This window comes from Thalassospira alkalitolerans (assembly GCF_002115745.1).
Classification (GTDB): Bacteria; Pseudomonadota; Alphaproteobacteria; order Rhodospirillales; family Thalassospiraceae; genus Thalassospira; species Thalassospira alkalitolerans.
Map to the genome: position 1 here is coordinate 34,630 of NZ_JFKB01000013.1, position 15,293 is coordinate 49,922.

Annotated in this window: 11 protein-coding genes; 7 read left to right on the forward strand and 4 right to left on the reverse strand. The window is 53.1% G+C overall.

Translation table 11 applies throughout. The annotated features are described in order from the left end of the window. Positions 1-65 precede the first annotated feature (65 nt). Complete coding sequence (locus TALK_RS16940; RefSeq protein WP_085620334.1) at positions 66-653, forward strand: ANTAR domain-containing response regulator; 588 nt, start codon at positions 66-68, stop codon at positions 651-653. A gap of 3 nt (positions 654-656) precedes the next feature. Beyond that, positions 657-1,889 (forward strand): CmpA/NrtA family ABC transporter substrate-binding protein, encoded by a 1,233-nt coding sequence (locus tag TALK_RS16945; RefSeq protein ID WP_085620335.1) that lies wholly within the window; start codon positions 657-659, stop codon positions 1,887-1,889. Positions 1,890-2,034: 145 nt separating this feature from the next. Here TALK_RS16945 and TALK_RS16950 read toward each other — a convergent pair whose 3' ends face one another. From TALK_RS16950 to TALK_RS16965, 4 genes are all read right to left on the reverse strand, one after another. Continuing rightward, positions 2,035-3,852 (reverse strand): ABC transporter ATP-binding protein, encoded by a 1,818-nt coding sequence (locus TALK_RS16950; protein ID WP_085620336.1) that lies wholly within the window; start codon positions 3,850-3,852, stop codon positions 2,035-2,037. A 12-nt stretch (positions 3,853-3,864) separates the two neighbouring features. Continuing rightward, complete coding sequence (locus TALK_RS16955) at positions 3,865-4,944, reverse strand: ABC transporter permease (RefSeq protein WP_085620337.1); 1,080 nt, start codon at positions 4,942-4,944, stop codon at positions 3,865-3,867. Between the two features lie 75 nt (positions 4,945-5,019). Continuing rightward, a complete protein-coding gene (locus tag TALK_RS16960; protein ID WP_085620338.1) occupies positions 5,020-6,420 on the reverse strand; it encodes a CmpA/NrtA family ABC transporter substrate-binding protein in 1,401 nt (466 codons plus the stop codon). A gap of 411 nt (positions 6,421-6,831) precedes the next feature. Continuing rightward, positions 6,832-7,542, reverse strand: a complete 711-nt coding sequence (locus tag TALK_RS16965; protein ID WP_085620339.1) for a GNAT family N-acetyltransferase — start codon at positions 7,540-7,542, stop codon at positions 6,832-6,834. A 646-nt stretch (positions 7,543-8,188) separates the two neighbouring features. Here TALK_RS16965 and TALK_RS16970 point away from each other — a divergent pair. The 5 genes from TALK_RS16970 (at position 8,189) to TALK_RS16990 (ending at position 15,231) form a co-directional block, all read left to right on the forward strand. Next, the gene (locus tag TALK_RS16970) at positions 8,189-10,021 is read left to right on the forward strand and encodes an ABC transporter ATP-binding protein (RefSeq protein ID WP_085620340.1); all 1,833 of its coding nucleotides are present in this window, start codon (positions 8,189-8,191) and stop codon (positions 10,019-10,021) included. Positions 10,022-10,084: 63 nt separating this feature from the next. Beyond that, entirely contained in the window at positions 10,085-11,617 is a 1,533-nt protein-coding gene (locus TALK_RS16975) for an ABC transporter substrate-binding protein (protein ID WP_085620341.1), read from the forward strand. A gap of 70 nt (positions 11,618-11,687) precedes the next feature. Beyond that, a complete protein-coding gene (locus TALK_RS16980) occupies positions 11,688-12,611 on the forward strand; it encodes an ABC transporter permease (RefSeq protein WP_085620342.1) in 924 nt (307 codons plus the stop codon). Positions 12,612-12,616: 5 nt separating this feature from the next. Further along, complete coding sequence (locus TALK_RS16985; protein ID WP_085620343.1) at positions 12,617-13,471, forward strand: ABC transporter permease; 855 nt, start codon at positions 12,617-12,619, stop codon at positions 13,469-13,471. Beyond that, positions 13,468-15,231: a M14 family metallopeptidase gene (locus TALK_RS16990; protein WP_085620344.1), complete on the forward strand. Its 1,764-nt coding sequence runs from the start codon at positions 13,468-13,470 to the stop codon at positions 15,229-15,231. The genes TALK_RS16985 and TALK_RS16990 overlap by 4 nt, the downstream gene beginning before the upstream one ends. Positions 15,232-15,293: the final 62 nt, after the last annotated feature.

The following is a 15,293-nucleotide window of genomic DNA, read 5'->3' on the forward strand; positions in this document are numbered from 1 at the left end:
ATCAAGGCCCGGGTCAAAAAAGAACAAATAGGAGAGAGACCTTGATCGTCAGGGATCTGATTTAAATGAAGCAAGAAGACTTCAATATTCTGGTGATCGATGAAAACCCCGACCGCGCTGCCATTGTCGAGCGCGGCCTTGTCGAGGGCGGCTATGCCCGCGTCAGTCGTATCGGGACGTCATTCAATCTGGTCGAGCGTATTCAGGCCCTGGCCCCAGATATCATCATCATTGATCTTGAAAATCCGGATCGCGATACGCTGGAGCAGATGTTTCAGGTGTCTCGTGCCATTGCACGCCCGATTGCAATGTTTGTCGACCAAAGTGATCATAATATGATCCGCGAGGCCGTGGAGGCCGGGGTCAGTGCCTATGTCGTTGATGGTTTGCGTCAGGATCGCATCCGGCCCATCGTCGAGATGGCCATTTCGCGTTTCGGTGCATTTGATCAGCTTCGGCGGGAACGTGACGAGGCCAAGGCCAAGCTTAGCGAGCGCAAATTGATCGACCGGGCAAAAGGGCTTCTGATGCAGGAAAAGGGACTGTCCGAAGAGGATGCCTATAACCTGCTGCGCAAAAACGCCATGAAACAGAACCGCAAGATTTATGAGATTGCGCAAAGCGTCATCACGGCTTTTCAGTTGGAGTTCTAACGCATGCCTCTAAAACAGGTACGACTTGGCTTTGTGCCGCTTGTGGATTGTGCTTTGCCGGTTGTTGCGCGCACCAAGGGCTTTGCCGAGGAAGAAAATATTGATCTGACCCTGACCCGGGAAATGTCCTGGGCGGCGATCCGCGACAAATTGTCTTATGGTGTTTTTGATGCGGCCCATCTTTTGGCTGGTATTCCATTGGCATCGCGTCTTGGTCTTGGCGGGGTGCCTGCACAGCGTCTGGTTGTGCCGATGGCGCTTGGTCGGGGCGGGAATGCGATCACGGTATCGATCCGTCTTTATCAACGCATGCTCGAAGCGGATCCGGCTGCCATGCACGGCCCGCGCGGACTGTCGGCGCGGGCGCTGAAAAAGGTGATTGACGAAGACCGTGCCGCGGGTCGCCCCATCATGTCTTTTGCAACGGTATTTCCGTTCTCAAGCCATAATTATGAATTGCGCTATTGGATGGCGTCGAGCGGAATTGATCCTGATAACGACGTCAATATCGGGGTGATCGCGCCGCCGCGGATGTTTGACAGTCTGCGCAATGGCTGGGTCGATGGCTATTGTGTTGGTGAACCTTGGAACCAGCGGGCTGTTTTTCATGGGGACGGGGCAATTGTTGCGCTAAAGGATGATATCTGGTCGCGCAGTCCGGAAAAGGTTTTGGGTGTGCGCGAAGACTGGGCGCTTTCCAATCCCGATACGGTTGATGCATTGGTGCGTGCACTGGTGCGTTCCGCTGAATGGGCAGATCAGCCTGAAAACCGTACCGAGCTGGCGCAATTGTTGTCCGATGAAAATCATGTCGGGGCATCTTTTGATATTCTGCGTGCGTCTTTGTTGGGGCGTCCGATTCTTAAGCCAGGTGGTAATCCCATTGATGCGCCAGATCGGCATGTGTTTTATCGCTATACCGCGACCTTCCCCTGGCTGTCACAGGGGGCTTGGGTTGGTCGCCAGATGCAGCGATGGGGGCAGGTTGATGCCTCGGTCGACTTTAACGCGGTCATATCGGAAATCTATCGCCCGGATCTTTATCGCCGCGCGGTGGCGGGGCTTGATGTCGCCTTGCCGCGTGATGATTGGCGGGTCGAAGGATTAAACGATGCTGCGGATCGCGCACTTGTCGGGGCTGATGCGTTTCTTGATAACAGTACTTTTGACATGCGCAATGCGGCCCCCATTGCTGCGGCGGGGGCGGCGGACCGGGTGGTGGCGTCGGACACCTGATCATTTCGGTCTTGCTGCTGTGGATGGCCATGGCAAGGCAGTGGAATTGGTTGGGGTGCACTGCCCGAAACAGAATGACAAAGCAAAACGGCATGCTCCTGATGGGGCATGCCGTTTTGCTTTATCAGGATTGCTGGGGCCGTTGTTACTGGGCCGCGGCGATGGCGGTTTCGTGGTCTTGCGCCGGGTGCAGGGGGCTGGCCTCTGCGCTGTGTTGCCGGGCAACGCGTTCGGTGCGCTTTTGTGTGATGGATTGAAGCTGTGCTTCGCTGGGATTGGCGCCGCCTTCATAGGCTTCAAGAAACTCCAGCAGTTCCTCGCGATAGGCATAGTAATCCGGATGATCCAAAAGCGCCTTGCGCGAACGCGGACGGGGCAGGTCGACTTTCATGATATTGCCGATTTTTGCCCGTGGCCCGTTGGACATCATCACCACCCGGTCGGCCAGTAAAATTGCCTCGTCGACATCATGAGTGACACAGATCGCTGTGACCTGAGTCCGTTTCCAAACATCCATAAGTACGTCCTGCAATTCCCAGCGTGTCAGGGAATCCAGCATGCCAAACGGTTCATCAAGCAAAAGAAGCTTTGGCGACAATGCAAAGGCGCGTGCAATGCCGACACGCTGTTTCATGCCATTGGAAAGGTCGTTCGCCAGCTTTTTCATGCTGTCACCAAGTCCAACGCGTTCAAGATAATATTCGATAATGTCGCGACGCTCGGAACTTGCGGCGTGGGGATAAACCTGTTCCACACCAAGTTCGACATTTTCATAGGCACTTAGCCAAGGCAAAAGTGATGGTGCCTGAAATACCACGGCTTTGTCCGGGCCGGCCTTGGTGATCTGGTTGTTATCAAGGGTGATGATGCCATCGCTGATTTCGTTCAGGCCTGATACCATCGAAAGCACTGTGGATTTGCCGCAGCCGGAATGCCCGATCAGGGTGATGAATTCACCCTTGTTCATCGACAAGTCAAACCCGTCAACCACGGTTAGCGGACCTTTGGCGGTTGGGTAAACCTTGCTGATGCCGCTGAATTTAAGGAAGCCTTCCGTCGCGTCGGATTGGGTTTCCTTCTGATAGGCAGCAGGCGGCGCTTTATCTGGTTTTGTGGTTTGGTTTGCGGCTTTCTGGGTGATCGGAACGATATTGGGCAGATTGATTTCGCGTTCTGTCTGTGTACCGCGCGCTTCGCCAACCGTCATCAGATAGTCGGTAATGGCTGCGCGCAATTCGATGAATTCGGCATCGCTGTTCATTTCCGCACGGTCGCGCGGGCGTGCAAGCGTGACCTGAAATTCTGGTCCCAATGTTGCCTTGGGGCCGGGTTTTAATGGAATGATCCGATCCGCCAAAAGGATGGCTTCGTCGACATCATTGGTGATCAGGATGATGGTCTTTTTTTCCTGTTCACAGATGGCGGCAAATTCATCCTGCAATTTGGCACGGGTCAGCGCATCAAGGGCCGAAAGGGGCTCGTCCAGCAACAGAAGTTCGGGTTGCATCGCAAGGGCGCGGGCAACGGCAACGCGCTGGCGCATCCCGCCGGAAAGTTCGGCGGGCTTGCGGTCGCTGGCATGGGCAAGGCCAACCATGGCGATGTATTTTTCAGCCACTTCCTTGCGTTCCGCGCGGGATTTATGTTTCAGCACGCTGTCCACGGCAAGTTGAACGTTGCCGTAAACCGAAAGCCAGGGCATCAGCGAATAGGACTGGAACACAACGCCGCGTTCCGGGCCGGGGCCGTCGATTTCCTTGCCTTTGAAAATCACGCCGCCCTGATCGGGCGTGATCAATCCGGCAAGGGCCGAGATCAGTGTGGTTTTCCCCGAGCCGGAAAAGCCGACAATCGCAATGAATTCGCCTTCTTCGACCTTAAGGTTGATGTCTGACAGAACGTCGGTGCGGTTTTTACCCTCGCCATAATGTTTGGACAGGGCGGAAATTTCCAGAAATGCCATTTCTTCGTCCCCTTAACGGTTGGCCGAGAAGGTAAAGGCACGCTGTAATGCATACATCAGGCGATCCAGCATAAAGCCGACAATCCCGATGGTCAAAACCGCGACCATGATTTTGGCAAGCGACTGTGACGATCCGTTCTGGAATTCATCCCAGACGAATTTGCCGAGGCCGGGGTTTTGCGCCAGCATTTCTGCGGCGATCAGCACCATCCAGCCAACGCCCAGTGACAGGCGTAGGCCTGTAAAGATCAGAGGTAATGAGGATGGCAGGACCAGTTTGGTAATGGTTTTCATGGTCGGAAGTTGCAAGACACGGCCGACATTCATCAGATCCTTGTCAATGGACGCGACGCCAAGGGCGGTATTGATCAGGGTCGGCCAAAGCGAACAAAGCGTGACGGTTACGGCAGAAATCACCAGGGATTTCGGGAAAAAGTCATTCACATCGACGTAAACAGCCGAAACAATCATGGTCACAATCGGAAGCCACGCCAGCGGTGAAACCGGTTTGAAAAGCTGGATCAACGGATTGATCGCGCCGTTGACAGCCTTGGATAGTCCCGATGCAATGCCCAGTGGCACGGCAATTACCGTGGCAATGACAAAGCCAAGGCCAACCGTGAACAATGATGTGATGATCTGATCGATATAGGTCGGCTTGCCGGTGTAGGTGCGGTACTTCACCTTGTCAGGTTTGCCTTCGGCAACGAATTTGGCGTTGCGAACATCCTGTCTTTCGTAAAAGGCATCGGCCTTTTTACGCTCGCGTAGATGATCGGCCCAAAGATTGGTGGTTTGTTCCCAAACCTGTACCGGGCCGGGGATGGCGCCCAGTGATGTCTGGACTTTTGGGGCAAGGACACCCCAGGCCAACAGAAACAGTCCAATGCCCAAAAGCGGGATCACCAAAACACGCTTGAGTTCGCCAAGCTGTTCGCGCGGATTGTCACCTGCGGCCATTTTCAGCATCGGCGTTAACCAGGACAATCCCAGCGCATCAAGCCAACTGCTGGCCTTGTTGATTGCGGCAAAGACCTTTTCGCGACGCGGGGCCGATGCCGGGGATGAAAGAGTTTCTGTCGCATTGGACATCTTTGGGTTCCTTGCAGTGCGGGAAAACAGGTGCAGGCCGTCCATGCGGGGCGGCCTGCATCGTCCAAATGGGTGTTAGCTGCCAGCAACCTCGTTGCCTTTGACCACCTGATTGGATTTCAGGCCGATGGCAAGCGAGTTGATATAGGCGTTGGGCTGTTTGCCGTCATAGGTGACGCCGTCAATGATGTCGGCGGCCGGTGTTGGTTCGCGGTAGCCGTCGCTATCCCACGGGAAGTCTGCTTCGGCGGCTTCGCCGTCTTCGACAAGCAGTTTTGCCGCTTTAAGGTAGATGTCCGGGCGGTAAACTGATTTGGCGGTTTCGGCGTACCAGCTATCATCCTTGTGATCGGTGATCTGGCCCCAGCGACGCATCTGGGTCAAATACCAGATGGCATCCGAATAATACGGATAGGTCGCATAATAGCGGAAGAACACATTGAAATCCGGGACGTCGCGTGTGTCACCTTTTTCGTATTCAAAGGTGCCGGTCATGGAATTGGCGATTACTTCCTTGTCGGCGCCGACATATTCCGGGCGGGACAGGATTTCGACGGCTTCCATGCGGTTGGCGTTGTTGTTTTCGTCAAGCCACTCTGCCGCCCGGATCAGTGCCTTGGTCAGGGCCAGTGTGGTGTTGGGGTTTTCTTCAACAAACTGTTCGGTCAGGCCAAAGACCTTTTCCGGGTTGTTCTTCCAGATTTCGTAATCGGTGATGACCGGAACGCCAATACCTTTGAAGACGGCCTGCTGGTTCCATGGTTCGCCAACGCAATATCCGTTGATGGTGCCGGCTTCAAGGGTTGCCGGCATCTGGGGCGGTGGTGTCACCGACAGCATGGCATCGGCCTTGATCTGGCCCGAAATATCGGTGTCGGAATAGAAGCCGGGGTGAATGCCGCCCGATGCCAGCCAATAACGCAATTCGTAATTGTGGGTCGATACCGGGAAGACCATGCCCATATTAAACGGCTTGCCGTCGGCCTTGAATTTATCGATAACCGGTTTCAGCGCGTCGGCCTTGATCGGGTGTACCGGTTTGCCATCGGCGCCAACCGGGATATGCGGTTTCATCATTTCCCAGACTTCGTTGGAAACGGTAATGCCGTTGCCATTCAAATCCATCGAGAACGGGGTCACGATGTGGGCTTTGGTGCCAAAGCCGATTGTCGCGGCAAGCGGTTGTCCGGCCAGCATATGTGCGCCGTCAAGCTCGCCGGTGATTACCCGGTCCAACAGAACCTTCCAGTTGGCTTGCGGTTCAAGGGTGACATAAAGACCTTCGTCTTCGAAAAAGCCTTTTTCATACGCAATGGCAAGCGGGGCCATATCGGTCAGCTTGATAAAGCCGAATTTAAGTTCGTCTTTTTCAACGTCGAGCATTTCGGCGCTGGCCGGAAGAGCAAAGCCAGCCGCAAGCATGAAGGATGCTGTTGCAGCAAGCAGGGTACGGCGAGAAAATTTCAATGAACGCATCGTTTCGTATCCATTCCTTGACCCAAAACAAAAAAAAGCTGCCGAACAGTAAGCTCCGTTGCGGGCGCAACGTGTTTACATCGTTCGGCAGCTTTGCCTTTATGTGCACCCGCCATTGGGTGCGATATTTCGTTGTCCACGTAGGACTGCTATTGCACTTGCAAAGGTTATGCCATTGGGGGTGTGTTGTTTTATATCAGATGGTTAGTTGATTTTTGAGCTTTGGGATGTGGTGGTAATTGTGCGATGCACGCTTATTAATGATTAAAAAATAATCTTATAAAATATTACTGTATAATATTTGTGCAAAATTAAAGGTGTTATTGAGGTCCCCGGTTTTTAGTCAAGCATTCACCCCGGAAATCGGGTGGATTTCCGGGGTGTTCCTGATGTTGCGGTGGTGCCGTATTGTTATTTACGGAAACTTTGCAGGCTGCGGCGCTGTTTGCCATTGTCGTCGAAATTATCGGGCGATAACCATGCCTCAAAGGCAGCTTTGACCATCGGCCATTCCAGGTCGGTGATGGAAAACCATGCTGTATCGCGGTTGCGCCCTTTATAGACTATGTGGTTGCGGAATGTGCCTTCATAGGTAAAGCCATATCGTGCGGCGGCGGCGCGTGACGGGGCGTTTTGATCGTCGCATTTCCATTCGTAACGACGATAACCCAGTTCATCAAAGGCGCGCTTCATCATCAGATACATCGCTTCGGTGCCGCCGATGGTCTGTGACAGGGCCGGAGAATAATTGATGTTGCCGATTTCGATCCCGCCAAATGCAACGTCGATCCGCATAAAGGCGGCAACACCAACGGCCTTTTGGGATGCCTTATCGATGATGGTGTGAAACATCGGGTCATCATTTTTTGCCATGGTTTCAAGCCAACTGCGATAGGCATCAAACCCGTCGAACGCGTCCGTAAAAAGATAGGTAAAGCGCGATCCATCCATGGCTTCGCGATTGGCTTCAAAAAGCTGTTTGGCATCGCGGGTAATATCAAGCGGACTGACAATAACGTGGTTGCCAATCATATCGCTGCGCGGTGGCAACGGGCGTTTGGTCCAATTTTCCGCCGGGCGGCCTACCGGCTGACCAAATTCGTTTTTAAAGTCTGATGTCATTTCGAGACCTTTGTTTAGGGGGCAAGAATGCATGCAGTCTGAACCATTATTGGGGGCGTAAAAAGGTCCGGTTTTGTAAAATGAACAGAGCCAATTTTAAGCGTCAACACAGACAGTTATCTTGTCGTCAGACAGCCGCAATGCCGCGTTTTTTTTGGGGTGTTGGCCGTTTAAAAAAAAGGAGTCTTGGCGGGTTTTCCTGATCCGAATTGTTAAGAAACAGCGCCTTGGCGGCTTTGTTCTGATTGGACCAAATGTTGTGCCTGTGTCGTGCATGTATGATAATTTATTGTTTTAAAACAATTAGTTGATTTGGTGTGGTGCCGTGAGGATTGTCACAGACCGACGCGGCCGAAGCCGCCATTTAATCTGTTTAAATTCAATTCGTTGACAATTTATCGAATAAATGATGATGTTTAGGGATAAACTTAAAAAAACTAGAATTTGATATCAGGGTTGTCGGCAATCGTCGTTTCGAGGGATCGCGTTACAACTTTCCGTCACGCTTTATCATAAGGTCGCGGCTCCCAACCGTACCTGTTGAAAGTTCCTTGCCGCGCGCTTGTTCCATACTTGCAGCACTGACATCGGTTTGACAGATGTGCGCCACCCGCGCATCCGCCTTACATTTATCGAGGATGTTTGCGTGACTGATGCTGTTTCCACGCCGATTTTGTCTGTCGAAGATTTATCCGTTGAATTCGGCGACACCCGAGTTGTCGAAAATCTGAGTTTTGCTGTCAAACCGGGCAGGACGCTGGCAATTGTTGGTGAGTCCGGGTCGGGAAAATCTGTGACATCGATGTCGATTATGCGCCTTGCTGATATGATGGGGGCGTCCTATGCATCCGGCGCCATCCGGTTTACCCCGGATGATCGCAAGGATGATTTGCTGACGCTGACGCAAAAACAGATGCGCAACATTCGCGGCAAAGACATCGCGATGATTTTTCAGGAACCGATGACGTCGCTGAATCCGGTCTTTACCATTGGGGATCAGATCGCAGAATCCCTGATCCTGCATGAAGGCATGCCAAAATCAGATGCGCGCGCCGAAAGCAAACGTCTGCTTGATATGGTGCGTTTACCCGATGCACAGGAATTGCTGGACCGTTATCCCCATCAGCTTTCTGGCGGTATGCGTCAGCGTGTGATGATTGCCATGGCTTTGGCATGTCGGCCCAAGGTGCTGATTGCCGACGAACCGACCACGGCCCTTGATGTCACCATTCAGGCGCAAATTCTGACCATCATCCGTGATCTGCAAAAAGAACTCGGCATGGCGGTAATCTTTATTACCCATGATATGGGCGTGGTCGCCGAAATTGCCGATGATGTCGTGGTCATGTGGAAGGGCAAAAAGGTCGAAGAAGGAACCGTTGCTGATATCTTTGCCCATCCGGCGCATCCCTATACCCAGACGCTGTTATCTGCCGTTCCCAAGCTTGGCAGTATGACGGGCGAAGTTTTCCCCAAACGTTTCCCGGTAACCGTGATGGATGGTGAAACACCATGCGTCGTCGGGGCGGAGCATATCCAAAATACCGCACGTTATGACGAAGCACCGCTTTTGTCCGTGCGCGACCTTGTGACACGCTTCGATATCAAAAAAGGCCTGTTTGGTGGTGTTTCGCATCGCGTGCATGCGGTCGAAAATGTCAGTTTCGATATTTATCGCGGCGAAACGCTGGCACTTGTCGGGGAATCCGGATCGGGAAAGTCGACCATCGGGCGCACGATCCAGCAATTGCAAAAGGCAACCGCAGGCAACATCAGTTTCGATGGACGTCCATTTGCAACAATGGGCAAGGTCGAACAGCGACGCCTGTGTCAGGAAATCCAATATATTTTTCAAGATCCCTTTGCCTCGCTCGACCCGCGCAAAAAGATCGGGTTTTCGATTGCCGAGCCGATCCGCACCCATCGTTTGATCGAAGGCGACAAGCAGATTACGGCGCGTGTTGATCAGTTGCTGGAACGTGTCGGCCTGATATCGGCCCATGCAGATCGTTATCCGCATGAATTTTCCGGTGGTCAGCGCCAGCGTATTTGCATTGCGCGTGCGCTTGCATCCAATCCGAAACTGATCATCGCTGACGAAGCCCTTTCTGCCCTTGATGTTTCAATTCAGGCACAAATCATCAATCTGTTCATGGAGCTTCAGGAAGAACATGGGTTGGCTTATCTGTTCATCAGTCATGACATGGCGGTGGTTGAAAAAATGAGCCACCGTGTCGCGGTGCTTTACCTTGGGCAGGTAGCTGAAATTGGCACACGTCAACAGGTTCTTGAAACACCCGGCCACCCCTATACCCAACGACTTCTTAGTGCAGTACCGGTCGCCGACCCCACGTTTGTGCGTGACCGTGTTCTGATGGATGGTGAAATCCCAAGCCCGATCCGTCGGGTGGGGGATGAACCCGCCATTCTTGCCCATCGAGAAATTGCGCCCGGTCATTTTGTGGCCGACGCACGTTAAGGCGGCCCGTTTGCCGCAATCTTGTCTCCCCGAGTACCTCGCCACCAAACAACGGAGAAAAACATGACGAAAAAACAGGGAATGCGTAGTGCACTGATGGCCCTTGCCCTTGCGGGCGGCCTGATGGCAACTGCGCCGGCACATGCCGAAGGCACTTTGACCGTTTCATCACCGCAGGACCCGGGAAGCTGGGACCCGGTTGATACCTTTCTGGTAAACTGGTCGTCGGTTGCGACCAACATCTACGACGGTCTGACCTATCGCGGGCCGGATACCAAACTGGTTCCGGGGCTGGCAACGTCTTGGGAAGAACTCGACAATGGAACGCGTATCCGTTTCCATTTACGCGAAGGCGTGACCTTCCAGAACGGCGAAGCTTTTAACGCTGATGCTGTTAAATTCACCTTTGATCGCCTGATGGGCGACGAAGGTAAAAAAGGTCCGCAGCGGTCAAACTATGCTGCGATCAAATCGGTTGAAGTCATCGACGAGAATACCGTCGATATGAATTTGACCCAGCCTGATCCGGTCCTTTTGACCAAACTTGCCGGTTATGGTGCGATGATCGTGCCGCCGAAATATATCGCGGAAAAGGGCGAGGATTTCTTCAACGCCCATCCGATAGGCACCGGTCCGTTCAAGATGGTATCCTATGAACCCAAAGTCGGCGTGACGCTTGAAGCCTATGCCGGTCATTGGGGCGGTGCGCCAAAACTTTCGATGGTCAAATATCGCTTTATCAGCGAACCCTCCACCGCCGTTGCCGAATTGCAGGCTGGCAATGTTGATCTGGTCATTCCGCCGACCATTCCAATCGGCATGATCCCGACCATTCAAGAAGACGAAAATATCGATGTTGTCTCTACGGTAAGCCCGACGGTTTATGCGCTGCGCTTTAACACTGGCAACGGTATTACGGCGGACGAAAAAGTCCGTAAGGCTATGATTTACGGTGTAGACCGTCAGGCGATTATTGACTCGATCCTTGGTGGTCAGGCCGCACCGATTGCAAGTTTCCAGGGTGATCTGTCGTTTGGTATCGATCCGGAAATGAAACCACTGCCTTACGACCCGACCAAGGCCAAGGCGCTTCTGAAAGAAGCTGGCGTTGCACCGGGTGCGAAAATTCAGATCGATATTCGCGGCAATGATGCAACCTTTAACGAAGTTGTTCAGGCGGTTGCCAGCTATCTACAGATTATCGGTCTGAATGCGACGATCAAGCCGTATGAAACCAACGTATTGCTCAATGACATCATCCCGGCGGGTAAAACCGGTGCGATGTTCCAGCAGTCGTGGGGCGGCTGGACGCTTGATTATGATAACACGGCCTATTTCATGTATCACACGGGCGAAAAATGGAACCCGTATGACAGCGATCCGGACCTCGACAAGCTGCTGGAATCCCAGCGTGCCATTACCGATCGTGCCAAACGTGAAGAAATCTTGCAGTCGATTGCGCATTACACCGCTGATCGGGCGCTGGAAATGCCGCTTTATAACCTCAATGCCATTTTTGGGGTTTCCAAGCGCGTCAAGGGCTTCGTCCCGGTTCCTGATAGCCGTCTGCGCCTGACAGAAGTTTCTGTCGATTGATGTGAAATACGATATCGCCCGGAATCTGTCCGGGCGATATCGGTGCCTATTTCTTTAAAGGACAAGTGCTTTGGCTGGATTTCTGATCAAACGCCTTTTGCAGGCCGTTTTCGTGGTTGTGGCTGTGACATTGATTGTCGCGTTTGCCATCCGCCTGACGGGTGACCCGGCCCTTATGCTTAGTCAGGGGGCGGGCAGCATCACCGAAGAAGACCTTGCACGTATTCGTGAATCCCTTGGTTTGAACCAGCCCTTCTTTGTCCAATATGCCAATTTTATGCTGGGGATTTTCAGTCTTGATTTCGGTCGATCCTTTCTGGGCGGAACACAGGTTTCGACCCTGATTGGCAATGCACTTCCCGCGACCTTGATGCTGGCTTTTACATCAATGTTTGTCTCCATCGCGATTTCGATCCCGTTGGGGATCAAGGCCGCAGTTTCACGCGGTAAATGGCCTGATCAGGTTATTCGCATTCTGTCGCTGGTTGGCCTGTCTTTTCCGAATTTCTGGCTGGCAATCATGCTGGTGCTGTTGTTGTCGATTACCTTCCGGCTTCTGCCACCAAGCGGCATGACCGGAATTGAAAACTTCATTATGCCGGCCATCACCATGGGCGTCATCTTGACGGCTACCAATGTGCGACTGGTGCGCACGGCGATGCTCGAAACCCTGCAATCACAATATATCATGGTCGCACGTGCCAAAGGGTTGAGCGAGAATGTCGTTTTGTACAAACACGCGCTGCGCAATTGTGCGATCCCGCTTGTGACCTATTTCGGTTTGCAGTTCGGCAATCTTTTGGGCGGGATTGTTGTGGTTGAACTGGTGTTTAACTGGCCCGGGATGGGCACGCTGGCATTTGATGCGGTTGGTGCGCGCGATTATCCGGTTCTCCAAGCCGTCATCACGGTTCTGTCGATCCTGATTGTCGGGGTGAACCTGCTTGTCGATATTGCCTATGGTTTGATTGATCCACGTATCCGGACGGAGTAAGCCCGATGGCCGCCACGACAACCAAGGCGCGGTTCGCGCGCTATAAAAATCTTGAATTCATTCTGGGTGCTGTTCTGACTGGCGGCATTTGTTTTCTGGTCGTGTTTTCTGATCTTCTGTTTCCCGGTGGGGCAGAAAAGATCGATCTTGCGGCCCGTTTGATGGCGCCATTTGCCCATGCGGACCATATTTTCGGAACCGATCCTCTGGGGCGTGATGTTCTGGCCCGTGTGGTTTCGGGGGGTAAAATCTCGCTTCAGGTTGGGGTGCTGTCGGTTGCCGGTGCGGTGGTCATCGGTGTGATCATGGGGTTGGTATCAGGATATTATCGCGGGTTCTGGGATATGATCGTGATGCGGTTTGCTGATGTGCAATTGGCGCTGCCGTTCATCTTGTTGGCAATCACCTTTATCGCCATAGTCGGCGGTGGCCTGACCAATATGATCATTTTGCTGATCATTTCGCAGTGGGTGCAATATGCCCGTTTGGTGCGGGGATCGGTGCTGTCATTGCGGGATCGGGAATTTATCCAGTCGGCCAAGGCAATCGGCGTGCGCGATATCCATATCCTGTTCCGTCATCTTCTACCGAACCTGATCGGGCCAGTCATTGTTCTGATGACCCTGAATGTTGCGAATAATATCCTGCTTGAAAGCAGTCTGACTTTTCTTGGTCTGGGGGTTGATCCCTTGATTCCCAGTTGGGGCGGCATGCTAGCCGACGGGCGGACCTATTTGCAAAATGCCTGGTGGGTGTCGGTTTTCCCCGGTTTGGCCATTCTTCTGACCGTGCTTGGCCTGAACCTCTTGGGCGACTGGCTGCGCGATAGCCTTGATCCCACCGGCAGGACATCCAAATGACACAGATTTTCGCCACCAGCTTTACCCCGACCATCCAGACCTTGATCCACGATATCGCGGCTGCTGCCAGCCCCGGGCAGATTGTCGATGCATGGCTGTTTAATGATGCGACGACCCGTCGCGCGGCCGAGGCCGAATTGGCCGGGCAGGGTATAACCGCCCGCATTCGAAGCGCTTATAAGCCGCTTTTGCATTTCTTCCTTGAAGACCTTGATCTGGCAAACTCCGAGGTTGTTGACATTACGGTGCGCTATCCGCGCCATGAAAATGCAGCCGATAATCGTTTCTTGCTTGAAACGTATCCACTGGCGGCTCTGGTCGCACCGGTGGTCATCCGGTTCGAAGCCGGGGAGTGGAACAATTGTACTTATGATGTGATCCTGCGGGCAGATGATGGTACGGAAACCCGTCATGCGGTCTTTGCGCCGAACCGGGTGCATCGGGATATGGTCAACGAAATCCATCTGTCGCCGACCGGCTGGCTGCGGATGACCGATGCCGATGGCAATCTTGTTCGTGATGACCGCATTGAAACCGAATACGAGGCCTTGTTTAGCCAAACCATGTCGGCAATCGCGGGCCATGATTGGGGCGATCAGGAACCCTATTTCGAAGAACTGAACATCACGGTTGATCTGCCCGGCATTGATCAGAAGATCGCACATGGCCATGAAGTTCTCAGCCTGCATGAAGCCCTGCACGAGGATTTCTATTTTTCGTTGCTTGAGTATTTCCAAATCAAATCAGGTCGTCCGCTGGGCGATCGTGGTTTGCAACCGGGGCAAATTGTGCCGGAAATTCGCCAGTCGCACGAGGCCGGGGATGCCAAGGTCACGGTTGAATTGCGACCATTGTCAAAAGACGAAACAGTTGGTGATGTTCAATCGCTTGATTATGCGATCCGCCCATTGACGGTCGCGCAAATCCGGGCTGAACTGGATGTTATCGGGGGGGCTGATTTCCATGCGGTTTCACGGTCTGGGCGTCAGTTGAATGCGCGCTATCACAAAGGCACTGGTTTGCCGGTCATGATCAGTGGCGGGCAACATCCCAATGAAATTTCCGGTGTCGCCGGTGCCTTGCGCGGGGCGCAGGAACTTGCAAAACGCGATGGCGCACATTTTACGATTTCACCACTGGAAAACCCGGATGGCTATGCCCTGCATCAACGCCTGATTGTTGATAACCCGACCCACATGCATCACGCGGCGCGTTATACGGCATTGGGCGATGATATGGAATATCGCAGCGGTGATGGCCTTTATGAAAAGGAAATCCGGGTGCGTGCGCGCGCGATTAGCGGTGCAAGCCTGCATATTAACCTGCACGGCTATCCATCCCATGAATGGACCCGTCCACTTTCCGGGTATGTGCCACGCGGCTTTGATATGTGGACCTTGCCCAAGGGCTTTTTCCTTATCATGCGCCATCATGATAATTGGACGGACCGGGCGGAAAGCTTCATCGATCAGGTGACCCGAAAACTTGCTGCCATTCCGGGCCTTTTGGAATTTAATGCCGCCCAGATCAATCTTTATCGCATTCATGCCGGGGAAACCGGTTTTCGGATCATCAATGGTTTTCCCTGTATGATTTCGATTGATGATCGCCATGATGTGCCACTGACATTGATCACCGAATATCCCGATGAAACTATTTATGGCGATGCTTTCATTGCCGCCCATACCGCCCAGAAGGCAACGGTTGTTGCTGCCTATGACGCATGGCAGACGCTTGATCTGGAAAAATCTTTGATATGACATTAAACCCCGGCGCTTCTGGCGCCGGGGTTTGTAAAGCAGATAGCAAATATGCCGGTTTG

Excerpts from the sequence above, each read along its gene's own strand:
- TALK_RS16945 (WP_085620335.1), top strand. The coding sequence starts at position 657 with ATGCCTCTAAAACAGGTACGACTTGGCTTTGTGCCGCTTGTGGATTGT.
- TALK_RS16975 (WP_085620341.1), top strand. The coding sequence starts at position 10,085 with ATGACGAAAAAACAGGGAATGCGTAGTGCACTGATGGCCCTTGCCCTT.
- TALK_RS16960 (WP_085620338.1), bottom strand. The coding sequence starts at position 6,420 with ATGCGTTCATTGAAATTTTCTCGCCGTACCCTGCTTGCTGCAACAGCA.
- TALK_RS16985 (WP_085620343.1), top strand. The coding sequence starts at position 12,617 with ATGGCCGCCACGACAACCAAGGCGCGGTTCGCGCGCTATAAAAATCTT.
- TALK_RS16950 (WP_085620336.1), bottom strand. The coding sequence starts at position 3,852 with ATGGCATTTCTGGAAATTTCCGCCCTGTCCAAACATTATGGCGAGGGT.
- TALK_RS16990 (WP_085620344.1), top strand. The coding sequence starts at position 13,468 with ATGACACAGATTTTCGCCACCAGCTTTACCCCGACCATCCAGACCTTG.
- TALK_RS16940 (WP_085620334.1), top strand. The coding sequence starts at position 66 with ATGAAGCAAGAAGACTTCAATATTCTGGTGATCGATGAAAACCCCGAC.
- TALK_RS16955 (WP_085620337.1), bottom strand. The coding sequence starts at position 4,944 with ATGTCCAATGCGACAGAAACTCTTTCATCCCCGGCATCGGCCCCGCGT.
- TALK_RS16965 (WP_085620339.1), bottom strand. The coding sequence starts at position 7,542 with ATGACATCAGACTTTAAAAACGAATTTGGTCAGCCGGTAGGCCGCCCG.